We start from the raw sequence: 15,481 nt of genomic DNA, 5'->3' as shown, positions 1-15,481 counted from the left end.
GCGCTCCCTCCTTCCTCCACCTCACCGCTCACGAGTCTCCACGGCCCTGTGATACCGGGCTCCGGCGCTCGTCGTGCCGCTCCTCCTCGTATTCCAATCCCAGGACGCCGCCACGCATCGAAGCGCCGCGGCCGGGAGCCCTCAGCGGCTCCAGGCATTCGAACGTGCGGCGCTCGTGGGGAGGGCGCCGCGCTCCTGCCGCGCCAGCTCGCCAGTGAGAGGAACATGAGAAGTCTCTCATTCTGGACCGTCGCTTACGATGATGTAAGTCGTGGGGCTATCGTTCGAGTCCGCGTGGATGGACTCACTGGAGAACAGGTCATGGCAGGCGATGTCGAGGCAGTGCCTTTCAGGGGGAGGTCCAGCATGCTTCGCCGCTGGTCGCTGGCGGCTCTCGGGTGTGTGCTCGGGAGCTTTCATGTGGGGTGCGGTGGTGGAAGTCTGGAGTCCGTGAGCACCGCCGAGTGTGCCTCTGGAAAGAAGTGGACGGGAGGAGACAGCGGCTCCTCCGAGATGCACCCCGGAGGTGACTGCATCCAGTGCCACTCCCAGCGAGCCGATGCCCCCCGATTCGTGGTGGCGGGCACGGTCCATTCCGCCGCGCATGAGGCGAACGACTGTGCGGGTGTCGAGGGTGCCCAGGTCGTCATCACCGACGCCAAGCAGAAGGCGTACACGCTGACGACGAACGCCGCGGGAAACTTCTACCTTCGCGCCGGAGATGCCCAGGACTTCGCGTTCCCGTTCACCGCCCGGGTGACCCACGGGAGCGTCGAGCGCGCCATGAGCACGCCCCAGAGCACCGGAGCATGCGGTTCGTGCCACACTGTGACGGGCACCGCGGGCGCACCCGGGCGAATCAACCTCGAGTGACCCAGGGCAATGGGCCGCATCGACCGGAGCGCTCTCTCACGGGCGTCAAGATTGCCGGCCCAGCGACGGAGGGTTTGAGCCTCATCTCCTCTGCTCGCCATGGCGAAGGGACCTCCGATAGGAGCCCGCGCGGATCGCGTCGTTTCGTCTCGGACCCATGCTCCTACCGTTGGAGTTCCGAGGCGGGGAGCGGGTTTCTGTGGGCCTTGCTCAGGCGTGTAGTCACTCCAATTGAACGTGTCTTGGCATTGATTCGCTGTCGCCGCCATCATCAAGCTGTCGCGACGCTTTCCATTGCGAGGCGCACGGCGCTCACCTCGAGCTGCGACTGCCGGACGTTCGCCTTTCGCGAGAGTCAAGGCTGGCCCGGCCATTGGCAAGGGCCAGCCCACGTTGCGGGGCAGGGGCTGTGAACTCGTCCCCGACGCCTACTGGCTGCGCGTGGGAGCCGCGCTCGATTCATTTGCCCGGGTGATACTGGTTTCATTTGTCCGGGTAGTATTGGCGGTGGATGGATGTGCTTCTCTTTTTTCAATGTTCGCGTGCATGGGCGTGCACCCGGAAGCACAGGGGATTAGTGGTGGGCTCCACCACACCATGGGGCATGGACCCAGGGCACCACGTCGCGACGGCGCGCGGTGAAGGCTGGGCATTGGAGAATACGTGAGCCAAGACATTCAGGCGGTTACGCAGTTGATTCAGACGTACTTTGATGGGCTTCACGAGGGCGATACGCAGAAGCTCGGCACCGTCTTTCATGAGTTGTGCAACGTCTACTCCATCAACGAGGAGGGCGGCGTTCGGATTGTCCCGCGGGCTCAGTGGCTGGAGCTGGTGGCGAGCAGGCCCTCACCGAAATCGCGAGGGCTCGCGCGCGCGGGTCGCATCGTGTCTCTCGACCTGACGGGACCGGAGATGGCGTTCGTGAAGGTGGAGCTCTCCATCCACCCGCGTTACTACACGGACTGCCTCACCATGCTGCGCTCGAAGGACGGCGACTGGAGGGTTGTCTCCAAGACCTTCCGCATGGACGTGAAGGAATAGGTATCAAGCACCCCTCCGCAGTGAGATGGCACGCTGCGGAGGGGACCGCTGTCGCTCAGGACGTGCGCTTCACTTCTGGGTCATCCATCAGGTCGCATCGAGCCTCATCCTGCCGAACTCAGCAGGAGCGCATGGCGTGCTGCGAGACGGTCGTGCCGCCGAGCGTGTTTCAGGGCTGGGACGCAGGAGCGGGCTGGGGCTCGGGCGTGGCCTCGTGGCAGGTGGCCTCCAGGTCCCAGTTGATGAGGAGGCGCTCCTGCTCGGTCGGCTCCGCGGCGAGGCCCGGAGCGCAGTCCGGACCATGCGTGGCACACGTGTAGATGTGCCAGTCCCCCGGCCACCCTGCCGTGCACCAGCGGCTGCACGGCACCGTCCAATCACAGACGTCCAGGCACTCTCCATAGGGATTGGGCCCGGCCATCGCGGCGAAGGGCAGGGCAAGGCTGGCCACGGCGAGGAACGACTTCATGAATCGAGACATGGTGGGCTCCGAAGGCAGAACGTCTGGGACCGCGAGGGGAAAGTCCGAGATGCAATGCAACGGCGTACCGCCCGTCCAGTGAATCAGGCGAAATGTCTTGCACGAAGTGCGCGGCCGGACGGATGCCGATACGAGAATATCAGTCGGTCCGTGGCGTGTCCTCTCGCCCCGCCTGGACCCGGGTGCGAGTCGACTGCGCGCAGCTGGCGGCAGGTCACGGCCGCGTGACGTGGGCCGGGGACTGGTGCCCCGGATTCAAGTCGGGCGATGTCTTGGATTGACGCTCGGCTGCGCGACCGGGCGGGCGCCGTGCCCCTCTCGGAGACCGTGTGCGCCCCACCTCCATCCGCCGCGCGGAGTCCTTTCGGCGGCGCACCGGGGGCTGCTACCTTCTGGGGAGAATCCGCTCCCCGAGGAACGACGCTCCATGAAGGTGAATGGCCACCCGATGCGCTCCATCTGGGTCGAGTCCGACGGTGTGTCCGTCGGCGTGCTCGACCAGACCCGCCTGCCCCATGCCTTCGTGAAGGTGCGGCTCTCCACGGCGGAGGAGGCGGCTCATGCCATCCGGAGCATGCTGGTGCGCGGCGCGCCCCTCATCGGCGCCACCGCCGCGTATGGCCTGTGTCTGGCCCTCCGCGTGGATGCCTCGGACGCTGGGTTGAAGGCCGCGCACGCGATGCTCCGCGCCACGCGCCCCACGGCCGTCAATCTGCACTGGGCGCTCGACGGCATGCTCGCGGCGCTCGCCCCCCTGCCGCCCGCCGAGCGCGAGGCCGAGGCGTGGCGCCGCGCCGCCGCCCTCTGCGACGAGGACGTCGCCATCAACCGCTCCATCGGCGAGCACGCGCTGAAGCTCTTCCAGGCCGCATGGGAGAAGAAGGGCAAGCAGGGCCGCCTCAACGTGCTCACCCACTGCAACGCGGGGTGGCTGGCCACCGTGGACTGGGGCACCGCGCTCGCGCCCATCTACCTGGCCCACGACGCGGGCCTCCCGGTCCATGTCTGGGTGGACGAGACGCGCCCCCGAAACCAGGGCGCGGGCCTCACCGCCTGGGAGCTGGGCCAGCACGGTGTTCCGCACACCGTCATCGCCGACAACGTGGGCGGCCACCTCATGCAGCACGGCATGGTGGACCTGTGCATCGTGGGCACCGACCGCACGACGGCCCAGGGCGACGTGGCCAACAAGATTGGCACCTACCTCAAGGCGCTCGCCGCGAAGGACACCGGCGTGCCCTTCTACGTGGCGCTGCCTTCGCCCACCATCGACTGGACGCTCCGCGATGGCCTCAAGGAGATTCCCATTGAGCAGCGCGAGGGCACGGAGCTGAGCGAGGTGTCCGGTCGCCTGCCGTCCGGAGACATCGCGACCGTGCGCATCACCCCGCCCAGCAGCCCCGCCGCCAACTACGCCTTCGATGTGACGCCGGCCCGGCTGGTGACGGCGCTCGTCACCGAGCGCGGCGTCTGCCCCGCCACCGAGGAGGGCATGCTGTCGCTCTTCCCCGAGCGACGGGCCGCGCGAGGCACCGGCTCATGACGGGGGCGGGGGAGCACCGGGCGCTGCGCGAGGCGATGATCGCCACCTCGCGGCGCATGAACAGCGCGGGCCTCAACCAGGGCACCTCGGGGAACCTGAGCGCGCGCGTGGCGGGCGGCTTCCTGCTCACCCCCACCGGCATGGACTACGACGCGCTCGTCCCCGAGGACCTCGTGTTCATGCGCTTCGACGGGAGCCACGAGGGACGGCGACGCCCATCCTCCGAGTGGCAGCTCCACCGCGACCTGCTCGCGGCGCGGCCGGACATGGGCGCGGTGCTCCACACGCATTCCATGTTCAGCACGACGCTCGCGTGCCTGCGCAAGAGCATCCCCGCGTTCCATTACATGATCTCCGCCGCGGGGGGCACGGACGTGCGCTGCGCGGAGTACGCCACGTTCGGCTCTGCGGAGCTGGCGCGCAACACCCTGGTCGCGCTGGAGGGGCGCAAGGCCTGCCTCCTGGCCAACCACGGCCTCGTGGCGCTGGGCGTGGACCTGCCCGCGGCCTTCAAGCTCGCGGTGGAGGTGGAGACGCTGGCCGCCATGTACTGGCGGGCCCTGCAGGTGGGAACGCCAGTGGTGCTCGACGGCGCGGAGATGACGCGCGTCATCGACCGCTTCAAGACCTACGGCCAACAGCCCGCGCTCCCCGAAGACTCTCGGGAGTGATGCGCGGGCCGGGCCGCGGGTGAGCGCGGGTTAGAACTTGCCCGCGCGCGCCTGGTCGAACGGGACGCGGTGGTTGAGGTACGTGGTGTCGATGGAGTGCGCCTGCACGGGGCTGCCGCTCTCCGTGAAGCGCTTCACCACGGCGCCCTTGCCGGGGTGGTGGAGGAACTCGTCCAGGCCCTTGCCATCGCCCAGGCCGAACGCGCCGGGCACGATGTCCTTCGTGTTGATGTAGTGCACGTAGTTGGGGCCGTCCGGATAGGACATGGCCGCCGCGCCGAACGTCTCCACGTTCAGCTTGGACATGGTCTTCTCCACGTCCGCCTGGGACATCCCATCCTCGATGCGCAGCCGGCGGGCCACGTCACCCAGCGCGCGGCTGGTGATGAGACCGCCCTGGCTGTGCGCCATGACGTGCACCGAGCGCCCGGCCTTCAGCTCCGAGTAGAGCGTGTCCGCCAGCGTGTCCACCGCCGGGTTCTTGCCCTTGTCGAGCTTGTCCTTGGCGCACTGGATGACGTCCGCGACGGCGCCCTCCGTGGCGTTGTGGATGCCAATGGCCTTCGCGCCCGTCTTGTCGGCGATCTCCTGGAGCGTGTAGGACTGGGTCGCCTTCTCCGTGAGGATGCCGTTGACGTAGACGACGGTCTCCTTCGGGTTCGGGTTGTTGCGCGGCGTCACGCCCGGGATGGACGACAGCGGCGTGTTGGGCGGGAACGTCTGGCCCCCCGCGCCCACGAACTGGCCGTCATACTGGCGATCCGGCTGGCTGCCCTTGCCAAACAGCTCCTTCACCGTGGTGGCCTTCGCCTCCACCTTGTGCTCGAACGCGTCGACCGCCTGACCGACCTTGCGGCCACCCTCGGCGACCTGGTGCGCGGTGTTCTGCGCCGTGTGCTTCACATTGTCGACAGCGTGCTCTGCACCGGTCCGGACCCGGTTGAGGATGTTACGGCCGCGCTCGAGGGGGTTCATGGCAGCTCCTGCGGAATTGGATGAAAAGTGACAACGATTTCCAATTCTCCTGGATCAACCGCCGCGAGTTGCGTCGCATGAATGACGCAATGAGTTGTCTGTCCATACCCCACTGGGTTGGACTTGACCGCGAGTGTGTCAGGATTTCTCTCGTCGATGAAATTCGACGGTGTCGACAGAATGGATGACGCGCAATGTCAGACGCGCTCACCCCGCCTGGAGATGGGCGTGGAGGGTCTCGGCGCGGAGGAAGAGGAACTGCGCGTCACCAAAGCCCAAGGCATCGCCGTCATTGAGCATCCACTCCTCCCCCTCGTTCAGCGAGCGGGTGTTGAGCCACGTGCCATTCATGGAGCCGGAGTCCCGCACGGAGCAGGTGTGCGCCGCGGCGTGCCAACGCAGCACGGCATGCTGCTTGGAGACAGACGGGTCATGGACGACCAGCTTGCAGTCCTCCAGTCGGCCCACGGTCAGCTCCTGGCCGTCATGGTCCGGGCGGAGGAAATGGACGTTCAGCGCGTCAAAGCCCTGGAGCATGACGAGCAGGCGCTCGACGAGGCGGGAGCGGTGCGCCATGCCCACGGTGCGGGCCTGGGCCAGGCGCAGGGCCACCTGCTGGAAGACGGGCTCGGGGGGCTGCTGGATGAGGACCACCGCGCCGGAGGCTTCCAGGAAACTGGCCAGAGGGGCACGGGCGAAGGGGCGCAGTTGCTTGACGGTGGGCATGCGCTCCCCGTTCTACACCCGCGCCAGCGCTCGGTGCGGCCGGCGCGGTCGCCTCTGTTGAGGGCCGCGCCGACCCTGGCCGTGGTCAGCTTCGTGTGGGGGAGGCGCCCGGCGTCTTGAGCAGGTGGTCGCCGTAGTCCTCGCGGAGCTTCGTCTTGAGGAACTTGCCGGTGGAGGTCCGCGGAATCTGCGAGATGAACAGGTAGTCGTCCGGCAGCCACCACTTGGTGACGAGCGCCTCCAGGTGCGCGGCCAGCTCCTCCTTCGTGGCCTGCTGTCCCTGTTTGAACACGACCGCGGCCAGTGGGCGCTCGTCCCAGCGTGCGTGCCGGCCCGCGAACACCGCGGCCTCCAGCACGGCGGGGTGGCTCATCAGCGCGTTCTCCAGCGCGACGGAGCTGATCCACTCACCTCCGGACTTGATGACGTCCTTGCTGCGGTCGGTGATGTGCAAATAGCCCTCAGGGTCGATGGTGACCACATCGCCTGTCTTGAACCAGCCATCCGCGGAGAAGCGGTCCCCGCCCTCGTTGCTGAAGTAGGAGGCCGCCACCCAGGGGCCGCGCACCTCCAGCTCGCCCATGGTCGCGTTGTCCCAGGGCAACACCTCGCCGGTGTCGCTCACGTGGCGCGTCTCCACGAAAGGGACGGGGAAGCCTTGTGAGGCATTGGCCGCGAGCTGGGCCTCGGCGGAGGCGTGGTGCAGGTCTCCCTTCAGGCGCGCCAGCGTGCCCAGCGGGTTCATCTCCGTCATGCCCCAGGCGTGCAGCACCTCCAGGTCGTGGCGCTTGCGGAACCCGTCGATGAGCGACGGCGGCGCGGCCGAGCCACCAATCACCATGGTGCGCATGGCGTGGAGGTCCCAGCGCTTCGGCTCGCGGTCGAGCAGGGCGAGGATGCCCAGCCAGATGGTGGGCACGCCGCCCGCGATGGTCACCTTCTCCTCGGCCATCAAGTCGAGCAGCGACTGTGGATCCAGGTGCGGCCCCGGAAAGACAATCTTCGCGCCGGTGGCCACGCAGTCGAAGGGGAGGCCCCAGGCCGCCGCGTGAAACATGGGCACCACGGGGAGCACGGTGTCCGCTTCGCGCAGGCCCAGCACCTCGGGGAGACAGCACACCAGCGTGTGCAGCACGGTGGAGCGGTGGCTGTAGAGCACGCCCTTGGGATTGCCCGTGGTGCCGGAGGTGTAGCAGAGCGCCGCGGCGGAGTTCTCGTCCAGGCGGGGGAAGTCGAAGTGGGGGGGCTCGGGCAAGAGCAGCTGCTCGTAGTCGAGCATGCCCTCGGGCACGGGCCCGTCATCGGGGACGACGATGACATGCTTCAGCGAGGGCACCGCGCCTCGGAACTTCTCCAGCAGGGGGAGCAGCGAGCGATCCACCACCACCACCTGGTCCTCGGCGTGGCGCGCGATGTAGCCCAGGTCCGTGGGGTGCAGGCGGAGGTTGAGCGTGTGCATCACCGCGCCCATGGCGGGCACGCCGAAATACACCTCCAGGTGCCGATAGTGATTCCAGCTCAGCGTGGCCACCCGGTCGCCCGGCTTCACCCCCAGTTTCGTCAGGGCATGGGCGAGCTGACACGTGCGCCGGTAGAAGTCCGCGTACGTGTAGCGATGCAAGGACTTGTCCGGGTTGCGGCTGACAATCTCCGAGCGGGCGAAGTACGTGCGCGCGCGCTCCAGGAAGTGGGTCAGCGTGAGCGGAAAGTCCATCATGCGGCCGGTGAGCATCGGCACCATCCCTTGGCGTGGGGTCAGGGGGCCGATGCTACCGGATGTCGGGTCAGCCGAAGAACACCTGGGCGACCTCGAAGAACGAGCGCGGCACCTGCTTGAGTTCGCGGGTCGCGACGGACAGCTCCTCGCTGACAATCTCATTGCCGCGCAGCGCGGCCATCTTCCCGAACTCGCCGCGGGCCACCATGTCGCAGGCGTGCACGCCGTAGCGGGTGGCGAGCACGCGGTCGTGCGCCGTGGGGGCGCCGCCTCGCTGGATGTGGCCCAGCACGGACACGCGCGTCTCGAAGCCCGTGCGCCGTTCGATCTCCGCCGCGATGAGGTTGCCCACGCCGCCCAGTCGGGGACGGCCGGCCTCGTCCAGCGCGCCGGTGGTGATGAGCTGCTCGTCCTGGTCCGCCGCCATCTTGATGCGGGTGCCCTCGGCCACCACGACGATGGAGAAGGAGCGCCCGCTGGCGTGGCGGCGCTGGATGTGCTGCGCGACGCGCTCCAGGTCCGCGGGAATCTCTGGCACGAGGATGACGTCCGCGCCGCCCGCGATGCCCGAGTAGGTGGCGATCCACCCCACGTGCCGGCCCATGACTTCGCAGACGATGACGCGCTTGTGGGACTCGGCGGTGGAGTGGAGCCGGTCCACCGCCTCGGTGGCGATGCTCACCGCGGTGTCGAAGCCGAAGGTGAAGTCCGTGCCGTTGAGGTCGTTGTCGATGGTCTTCGGCACGCCGACGATGCGCAGGCCCTCCTGGGACATGCGCGTGGCGGCGGACAGGGTGCCCTCGCCCCCGATGGCGATGACGGCGTGGATGCCATTGCGCTCCACGGCGCGCTTCACGCGCTCCAGGCCGTTCTCCACCTTGAACGGGTTGACGCGCGAGGTGCCGAGGATGGTGCCTCCGCGGTGCAGGATGCCGGAGGTGGTCTCTCGCGTGAGGCGGAAGTGATTGTCGTCCAGCAATCCCTTCCAGCCATCGCGCAGGCCCATCATTTCAATGCCGTGCTCGCTGGCACGACGGACGATGGCTCGGATGACGGCGTTGAGGCCGGGGCAGTCTCCCCCGCCAGTGAGCACGGCGACTTTCATGGGGGACGTTCTATCGCGCCCGGTGCCAGTTCCGTGAGGACCGATTGCCCGAGCGCCCGCCAGGGAGCGCTGCGTCCCCCCGCTACCCGAACAGGGGCGGACGCCGCGTGGCCCAGGGCTGGGCGGCCTCAAGCTGGGCGGCCAGCCGGAAGAGGGTGGCCTCGCCGCCAAACCGCCCCAGGAACTGCACGCCCACGGGCAGGCCGTCCGGGGTCCAGTGCAGGGGCACGCTCATGGCGGGGTGGCCGGTGAGGTTGGCCAGGGGGCTGTAGGGCGTGAAGGACGCGGCGCGGAACAGGGGCGTGAGGGGCGCGTCCGGCGGAGCCCCGAAGGTGCCCAGCGGCGGGGGAGGCTCCGCCACGGTGGGCATGAGCCAGACGTCCACGTCGGTGAAGGCGCGAGCCTGGGCACGGGCGAAGCGTTGCAGCTCCGCCTGGGCCTGGAGGAACGCGCTCAAGCCCTGGGAGAGGCCGAATTGATAAAGGCTCCACGTGAAGGGCTCGAAGTGCTCGGGCGAGGGCGTGCGGCCCAGGCGCTGCGCGAAGCTGTCGATGGTGTAGACGACGCCCGCGGCCCACACCGTCATGAAGTGCAGGCTGAGTGAATCCTCCTGCGGCAGGGTGAGGTCCTCCTCGATGACGGTGTGGCCCAGCTCCTCCAGCAGGTTGGCGGTCTGGCTCACGGCGAGCAGGCATTCGGGGTGGATGGGGGCGCCCACCGCGTTGCGCAGACCCAGTCGGATGCGCAGGGGCCCAGGAGGCGCTCCCACTTCCTGGAGGTAGGGGCGCGCCTTGGGCGGCGCCAGCGTGGGAGCGCCTGGATCCGCGCCCTCGGTGGCGTCGAGCAGCGCGGCGCTGTCGCGCACGGAGCGGGTGAGGGCGTGCTCCACGACGAGCGCGTGGTAGGGGTCCGCCAGCTCGGGGCCGAGCGGATTGCGGCCCCGCGTGGGCTTCAGGCCGAAGAGGCCGCAACACGCGGCGGGGATGCGGATGGAGCCACCGCCATCCGCGGCATGCGCGAAGGGCACCATGCCGCTGGCCACCGCGGCGGCGGCGCCTCCGCTGGAGCCTCCGACGGAGCGCCCCAGGTCCCACGGGTTCTTGCACGCGCCGAGCAGCGCGCCCTCGGTGGTGGGCAGCAGTCCGAACTCGGGGGTGTTCGTCTTGCCGAGTACGACGAGCCCGGTGCGAAGCTGGCGCTGGAGCAGCTCCGCGTCGTGGTCGGGGATGAAGTCGCGCGTGAAGCGCGAGCCACCCGTGAGGGGAATCCCCGCTTGCGCGAGCAGGAAGTCTTTCAAGAGGAAGGGCACGCCGGTGAAGGGGCCCTGGGGCAGCGGGCGCTTCGCCTTGTCGCGGGCTTGCTCGAACTGGGTCTGCGTGACGGCGTTGAGTTTGGGGTTGAGCCGTTCGATGCGGGCAATCGCGGCGTCCACCAGCTCCAGCGCGGAGACTTCCTTGCGGCGGACGAGGTCCGCCTGCGCGGTCGCGTCGAGTGTCACGAAGGGGTCCATGTGGCCCGCAGTGTACCGTGTCTTCTGTCCACGGGGCGCCGACGGCTCTGTCCTCTTCCCGCCAGCGAGGGGAATGGACGCGGCAAGGATGCGCGGGCGCCCTATGCTGTGGGCCGCTCGTGAACCTGCGTGTCTTCAGCTCCGAGAAGGAAGCCGCCGAGGCCTGCGCCGCCCGTCTCGCGGAGGCGGTGCGTTTGCAACCCGACCTCGTGCTGGGTCTGCCCACGGGCCGCACTCCGCTCAACGTCTATCGGGAGCTGGTGGCGCTCACGCGACGCGGGGGGCTGGACCTGTCGCGCGTGGTGACGTTCAACCTGGACGAGTTCCTGGGCCTGCCGCCCGAGGACGCGGGCAGCTTCCGCGCGTACATGGAGCGGCACCTGTTCCATCACGTGAACCTGGCGCCCGAGCGCATCCACTTCCTCGACGGGAGCGCGGAGGACGCCGAGGCCGAGTGCGCGCGCTACGACGCGGCGCTCGCCGCCGCGGGCGGACTGGACCTGCTCCTGTTGGGCATCGGTCCCAATGGCCACATCGCCTTCAACGAACCGGGCGAGTCGCTGGTGGCCTCGTGTCATCGCGCGCGCCTGAGTCGCGAGACGCGGTTGGCCAACGCCATGCTGTTCGGAGACGACCCCTCTCGCGTGCCGATGGCGGCGCTGACGCTGGGCGTGTCCAGCATCCTTCAGGCGCGGCGCGTGGTGTTGCTCGCGTTCGGAGCGAGCAAGGCGGCGGCGGTGACCGCCATGCTCCATGGGCCGGTGACGCCGCACTGCCCGGCCTCCTTCCTCCAGCTCCACCGAGACGTGGAGGTCTGGTTGGACGAGCCCGCCGCGCGCGGTGTGCGCCACCACCGCCCGCGGTGATGCGCTTCATGCTTTCTCGCGCTGACTCAGCACCACGCCGCCGAGGATGAGCACGCCAGCGATGGCCAGGCTGGGCGTCACGGCTTCATCGAGCAGCAGCCACGCCCAGGCCACGCCGAACAGCGGGACGATGTACGTCACGGTGACGGCGCGGGCCGCACCGATGCGCTGGATGAGGCGGAAGAACACCGCGTAGGCGAAGCCGGTGCAGAACACCCCGAGCCCCGCGGCGGCCGCCCAGGACTTCGCCGGGATGGCGTGCTCGGGCCATGAGAGCAGCGCGAAGGGCAACAGCAGCACCGCGGCGCACAGCAGCGTCGCCGAGGCGACCGCGCCCGGAGCCAGTCCGGCGAGCTTGCGGCGCACCAGGTTGGCGCCAATGCCATACAGGAACGCGGCCGTGGTCCCCGCCGCCGCGGCCCAGCCGACGCTGGCACCCGCCGCCTTTCCACTGGCGAGCACGACCACGCCCGCGAAGCCCGCGACGAGTGCGATCGCCCGCCGTGGGCCGATGCGCTCGCCGTAGAACGCGAAGGCCACGAGGGCGGTGAACAGCGCGGCCATGCTGTTGGTGATCGCGCCCACACCCGCGGGGGCGCGCTGCGCGGCCCAGGCGAACAACGAGAACGGCACCGCTGAATTGATGGCGCCCACCAACACCAGCATGGGCCAGCGCGCGAGCGTGAGGTCGGCGCGCGCACGCCACAAGAGGGGCAGCAGCACGAGCGCGCCCAGCACCAGGCGGATTTCCACCAAGGGCAGGGCGCCGAAGTCCTTGGCGGCGATGCGCATGAACAGGAAGGACGCGCCCCAGACAGCGGCCAGTCCGCCCAGCTCCAGCGGGGTGCGCCAGGAGTCGGAGAGGGACGGGGAGGTGGGCGTCGCGGGGGAGAGGGCGGGAGCGCTCATGGGAGGGATCCGTTTCAGGGAGGCGGCGACACGAATAACGGGCTGGGTGTCCGCGGCGCATTCTGGATATCGCCGCCCGGGCCACAAGCGCGTACTCTGAGCGGCAGACACAAGCCAGATTTGAGGCTCCCCCTTTGGCCCTCCGCACGGACCTGCTCCCCGCGCTGGCGGCGTTCGAATCCGCCGCCCGCCACCAGAACTTCGCCCATGCGGCGAAGGAGCTGCACCTGACCGCCAGCGCCGTCAGCCACCATGTGCGCCAGTTGGAGGCGCGGCTGGGGCTCGTGTTGTTTCAGCGTCACGCGCGTGGGGTGTCGCTGACGCCGCAGGGACGCCAGCTCGCGGATGCGGCCAGCTCCGCGATGTCCGACATGGACAGCGTGATGCGCAACCTGCTCGCGGGATGCGACTATCCCGAGCGGGTGCGTATCTCGATGCTGCACTCGCTGGCCTACGGCTGGTTGTTGCCACGCCTGCCCGCGTTCGTTCGCGCGCACCCGGGAGTTCGCGTGCACGTGGACTCCGAGGCGTCGCTGGCGCGCTTCGATGAGGGCGGCGCGGACCTCGCCATTCGCTACGGGCAGGGCCCCTGGCCTGGACTCACCGCGCACCACTTGATGGACGACACCTTGTTCCCCGCGGCATCGCCTGCACTGCCGGGGCTCGGGAACGTGCGCGAGGCGGCGGACCTCGCGGCGCTGCCGCTCATCGCGGACCTGGCTCGGCAAGGTTGGAACGACTGGTTCCGCGCGGCGGGGGTGCGGGACGCGCGAATCGACGAGCGCTTCCACTTCAGTGACACGTCCGCCGCGCTGATGGCGGCCAGCCAGGGACTCGGCGTGTTGCTGGCCCGCGAGCGAGTCTCGGCGGCGTATCTCGAGGATGGGCGGCTCGTTCGCTTGCCTGGCCCCTCCCTGACCACGCGCGTTTCATACTTCGTCGTGTACCCCGCGCATCGGCGATTGAGACCCGCAGCGAAGTCGTTCGTGGATTGGGTGCTGGCTCAGCCGGATGCCGCGCGGGTGCGCTAGGGTCTCGCGCTCGAGGAGTCTGCCATGGCATTCATGTTGTTGGTTTTGGAGTCGGGCGAGGAGCGGCGCACTCGCCCACCGGACGTGGCGCGGCGCGCGTTCGAGCGCATGGGGAAGTTCGTCGAGAGCGTCATGGCGCGAGGCGTGTGCAAGTTCGCTGACTCGCTCAAGTCCGACGCCGAGGGCGTGCGGCTCACGACGCGAGCAGGAAAGCCGATGGTCAGCGACGGGCCCTTCACGGAGGCGAAAGAGATTGTCGGGGGCTTCTTCTATCTCGACGTCCAGACGCGTGAAGAGGCCATGGCCATCGCCAGGGAGTGCCCCGCGAGCGAATGGGCGACGCTCGAGCTGCGCGAGACGGGCCCCTGCTTCTATTAGTGCCGAGCCCACGATGACCCGTGCCGCGAGGCCCATGAGGGCTTGACCTGCTCAAGCCGGGCATCGCGGGGGCATGAGGCGTGATGAGGGTTTCCCTCGGTCCGAACCTGCCACGTCGTTCAGGCTGGACAGAGCCGGCGGTACCTTGAGTCTGCCTTTGCGCGAGTCTTTCTCGCGCGGGCGCTCGGGGGTTCTCGTCCATGTCCAATCTGTCTGACTCTCGGCAAGCCGGGAGTGCGGTCCTATTCACGACCGGCGCTGTTCTCTCCGCGCTCTTCCTGGGCGTGACGCGATGGGGACGGGCGACACGCCGCGGTGCTGCACGGCGGACGGAGCGCGGCGAGCGGGCCCCTTCGCCGTCGGCGTCCTGGCGAGGGGTACCGCGAGCGGGTGTCCTCTGGCTCGGAGTGGCCCTGGGGCTGACCAGCTGCGCGTCGGTGGCGCCAGAGCGGGGCCCAACGCTGAACCTGAACACCCGGCCGCGTACTCCGGACGGCTCCGCGCTCAGCGAGCGGTCGGATGCAGCGCATTCATCTGGCCCCGTCTCTCGGCCGTCATCCGTCACGGGGCCTGATGCGTCGGAGCGGCTGACGCGCCGCCGTGACGTTCGTGAGAATGAATCTGGGGCAGGGTCGGCGGTTGGGGGCGGGCGCACGTGGCCGGGCGAGTGGAACCGGATGATCATGGAGACTCTCTTCGACGCGGAGGCTGAAGCTGGCCAAAGGTTGACGCGGAATCAGGTCCTGGACATCGTCGGGGAACGCATGAAGGTCTACAGAGTCCCGCTCCTGTTCACGACCTGGAGGAGCCGATGACCGGCGACGGACAATCCTGGCAGGGGAACTGGAAGGGCCGTTTGTACGGGCGCGTCCGTGCGAGAGGCTACGACTCACTCACGGCATTCGCTGAGGCCCGTCCCACTGCATCATTGGTGGCGCTGGCTGAGGAACTGGGGCCGGACGACGTTGCTGGAGTTCAGGTCTACGATGGTTTGGTGGCCGAAGCGATACGAACCGGGCAAGTGACCCGCTTGGTTCGTGGGCAACTTGTACGCGAGCTATGGGCGAGCCTCCCTGAGGGATGGCCAGCTGTGTTGGACGACGACAACCGCTTCAAGATTGCTAAGGCCATTGGACTCTGGTCCGGCATCGTTCCAGACACCCATAAGGAGAGGGTTCGCCGGGCGCGGGAGGTGCTTCGCGCCGACCCTCCGCCTCCGGGCTGGCGCCCACTCAGTCCCGACGACGAGCTTCTCCTGATGCTCCTTCCCGACGAGCAGGCCTGAGCGGAAGCGGCGCGCCCGCGCCATTGCTCAGCGCGGGCCCGCGAGGAAGACACTCGGACTGGGCGCCAGCCAATCGTGCTGGCTCAGCGACAGACAGTGGAGGCGGGGGGATATATCCCGGCGTCTTCGCCCCGCGAGCGCATGGCTCGTGGGGCGCGGCCGGGAACGCATTGTCTGTTATTGCCGCAGCATCGGGTGCTGAACCCATGCCCCGGCATTTCGGGCCGGGTCGGCGTGGTCCGGATGGAAGTCCGGCTTCAGAGCGAAGTCCACGCGATACACCCGGCCCGTGGCGCGCGCGTTCGAGCCGTCCTCAGGACTGACCGCCGTGCTCTTGTCCCAGCCCACGTCGAAGGTCTGGTCCATG

At 68.8% G+C, this 15,481-nt stretch carries 16 protein-coding genes; 8 read left to right on the top strand and 8 right to left on the bottom strand.

The window, feature by feature from the left end; all coding sequences use genetic code 11:
* Positions 1-366: 366 nt before the first annotated feature.
* Both KRR26_RS07660 and KRR26_RS07655 read left to right on the top strand, forming a co-directional pair.
* Positions 367-873 (top strand): hypothetical protein, encoded by a 507-nt coding sequence (locus KRR26_RS07660; protein ID WP_147422946.1) that lies wholly within the window; start codon positions 367-369, stop codon positions 871-873.
* Between the two features lie 663 nt (positions 874-1,536).
* Positions 1,537-1,917, top strand: a complete 381-nt coding sequence (locus KRR26_RS07655) for a nuclear transport factor 2 family protein (RefSeq protein ID WP_158611455.1) — start codon at positions 1,537-1,539, stop codon at positions 1,915-1,917.
* Positions 1,918-2,086: 169 nt separating this feature from the next.
* Here KRR26_RS07655 and KRR26_RS07650 read toward each other — a convergent pair whose 3' ends face one another.
* Positions 2,087-2,398: a hypothetical protein gene (locus KRR26_RS07650; protein ID WP_217079490.1), complete on the bottom strand. Its 312-nt coding sequence runs from the start codon at positions 2,396-2,398 to the stop codon at positions 2,087-2,089.
* Between the two features lie 427 nt (positions 2,399-2,825).
* Between KRR26_RS07650 and mtnA the strand changes: the two genes are divergently transcribed.
* Both mtnA and KRR26_RS07640 read left to right on the top strand, forming a co-directional pair.
* Complete coding sequence (gene mtnA / locus KRR26_RS07645) at positions 2,826-3,941, top strand: S-methyl-5-thioribose-1-phosphate isomerase (RefSeq protein ID WP_120205860.1); 1,116 nt, start codon at positions 2,826-2,828, stop codon at positions 3,939-3,941.
* Complete coding sequence (locus KRR26_RS07640; protein WP_120205862.1) at positions 3,938-4,612, top strand: class II aldolase/adducin family protein; 675 nt, start codon at positions 3,938-3,940, stop codon at positions 4,610-4,612. The genes mtnA and KRR26_RS07640 overlap by 4 nt, the downstream gene beginning before the upstream one ends.
* Positions 4,613-4,642: 30 nt before the next feature.
* Here the strand turns inward: KRR26_RS07640 and KRR26_RS07635 are convergent, their stop codons facing one another.
* The 5 genes from KRR26_RS07635 to KRR26_RS07615 form a co-directional block, all read right to left on the bottom strand.
* Positions 4,643-5,587 carry a hypothetical protein gene (locus KRR26_RS07635; protein WP_120205863.1) on the bottom strand — a complete coding sequence of 315 codons (945 nt, stop codon included), beginning with the start codon at positions 5,585-5,587 and terminating at the stop codon, positions 4,643-4,645.
* A gap of 207 nt (positions 5,588-5,794) precedes the next feature.
* Positions 5,795-6,313, bottom strand: coding sequence for an FHA domain-containing protein (locus tag KRR26_RS07630; protein WP_120205865.1), 519 nt, complete (start codon positions 6,311-6,313; stop codon positions 5,795-5,797).
* 85 nt (positions 6,314-6,398) lie between these two features.
* A complete protein-coding gene (locus tag KRR26_RS07625) occupies positions 6,399-8,045 on the bottom strand; it encodes a long-chain fatty acid--CoA ligase (protein ID WP_120205867.1) in 1,647 nt (548 codons plus the stop codon).
* 52 nt (positions 8,046-8,097) lie between these two features.
* Entirely contained in the window at positions 8,098-9,135 is a 1,038-nt protein-coding gene (locus KRR26_RS07620; protein WP_120205869.1) for a 6-phosphofructokinase, read from the bottom strand.
* An 82-nt stretch (positions 9,136-9,217) separates the two neighbouring features.
* Entirely contained in the window at positions 9,218-10,633 is a 1,416-nt protein-coding gene (locus tag KRR26_RS07615) for an amidase (protein ID WP_328707076.1), read from the bottom strand.
* A gap of 131 nt (positions 10,634-10,764) precedes the next feature.
* Here KRR26_RS07615 and nagB point away from each other — a divergent pair, with 131 nt between their 5' ends.
* Positions 10,765-11,511 carry a glucosamine-6-phosphate deaminase gene (gene nagB, locus KRR26_RS07610; protein WP_120205872.1) on the top strand — a complete coding sequence of 249 codons (747 nt, stop codon included), beginning with the start codon at positions 10,765-10,767 and terminating at the stop codon, positions 11,509-11,511.
* Positions 11,512-11,517: 6 nt separating this feature from the next.
* Here the strand turns inward: nagB and KRR26_RS07605 are convergent, their stop codons facing one another.
* Positions 11,518-12,420, bottom strand: a complete 903-nt coding sequence (locus KRR26_RS07605) for a DMT family transporter (protein ID WP_217079488.1) — start codon at positions 12,418-12,420, stop codon at positions 11,518-11,520.
* 134 nt (positions 12,421-12,554) lie between these two features.
* Between KRR26_RS07605 and KRR26_RS07600 the strand changes: the two genes are divergently transcribed.
* From KRR26_RS07600 to KRR26_RS07590, 3 genes are all read left to right on the top strand, one after another.
* On the top strand, positions 12,555-13,451 hold the full coding sequence (locus KRR26_RS07600; protein ID WP_217079487.1) for a LysR substrate-binding domain-containing protein: 897 nt from the start codon (positions 12,555-12,557) through the stop codon (positions 13,449-13,451).
* Positions 13,452-13,475: 24 nt separating this feature from the next.
* A complete protein-coding gene (locus KRR26_RS07595) occupies positions 13,476-13,829 on the top strand; it encodes a YciI family protein (RefSeq protein WP_120205876.1) in 354 nt (117 codons plus the stop codon).
* A gap of 811 nt (positions 13,830-14,640) precedes the next feature.
* A complete protein-coding gene (locus tag KRR26_RS07590; RefSeq protein WP_217079486.1) occupies positions 14,641-15,114 on the top strand; it encodes an NUDIX hydrolase in 474 nt (157 codons plus the stop codon).
* A gap of 177 nt (positions 15,115-15,291) precedes the next feature.
* Here KRR26_RS07590 and KRR26_RS07585 read toward each other — a convergent pair whose 3' ends face one another.
* Positions 15,292-15,480 carry a hypothetical protein gene (locus tag KRR26_RS07585; RefSeq protein WP_217079485.1) on the bottom strand — a complete coding sequence of 63 codons (189 nt, stop codon included), beginning with the start codon at positions 15,478-15,480 and terminating at the stop codon, positions 15,292-15,294.
* Between the last annotated feature and the right edge of the window lies 1 nt (position 15,481).

The sequence above is a fragment of the Citreicoccus inhibens genome (genome assembly GCF_019039035.1).
Taxonomy (GTDB): domain Bacteria; phylum Myxococcota; class Myxococcia; order Myxococcales; family Myxococcaceae; genus Citreicoccus; species Citreicoccus inhibens.
Note: the sequence above shows the minus strand (reverse complement) of the source record. Positions and strands in the feature narration are given on the sequence as shown.

Coding starts and splice junctions, on each gene's coding strand:
- KRR26_RS07660 (WP_147422946.1), top strand. CDS start 367: ATGCTTCGCCGCTGGTCGCTGGCGGCTCTCGGGTGTGTGCTCGGGAGC.
- KRR26_RS07650 (WP_217079490.1), bottom strand. CDS start 2,398: ATGTCTCGATTCATGAAGTCGTTCCTCGCCGTGGCCAGCCTTGCCCTG.
- mtnA (WP_120205860.1), top strand. CDS start 2,826: ATGAAGGTGAATGGCCACCCGATGCGCTCCATCTGGGTCGAGTCCGAC.
- KRR26_RS07640 (WP_120205862.1), top strand. CDS start 3,938: ATGACGGGGGCGGGGGAGCACCGGGCGCTGCGCGAGGCGATGATCGCC.
- KRR26_RS07635 (WP_120205863.1), bottom strand. CDS start 5,587: ATGAACCCCCTCGAGCGCGGCCGTAACATCCTCAACCGGGTCCGGACC.
- KRR26_RS07630 (WP_120205865.1), bottom strand. CDS start 6,313: ATGCCCACCGTCAAGCAACTGCGCCCCTTCGCCCGTGCCCCTCTGGCC.
- KRR26_RS07625 (WP_120205867.1), bottom strand. CDS start 8,045: ATGCTCACCGGCCGCATGATGGACTTTCCGCTCACGCTGACCCACTTC.
- KRR26_RS07620 (WP_120205869.1), bottom strand. CDS start 9,135: ATGAAAGTCGCCGTGCTCACTGGCGGGGGAGACTGCCCCGGCCTCAAC.
- KRR26_RS07605 (WP_217079488.1), bottom strand. CDS start 12,420: ATGAGCGCTCCCGCCCTCTCCCCCGCGACGCCCACCTCCCCGTCCCTC.
- KRR26_RS07595 (WP_120205876.1), top strand. CDS start 13,476: ATGGCATTCATGTTGTTGGTTTTGGAGTCGGGCGAGGAGCGGCGCACT.
- KRR26_RS07590 (WP_217079486.1), top strand. CDS start 14,641: ATGACCGGCGACGGACAATCCTGGCAGGGGAACTGGAAGGGCCGTTTG.
- KRR26_RS07585 (WP_217079485.1), bottom strand. CDS start 15,480: ATGGACCAGACCTTCGACGTGGGCTGGGACAAGAGCACGGCGGTCAGT.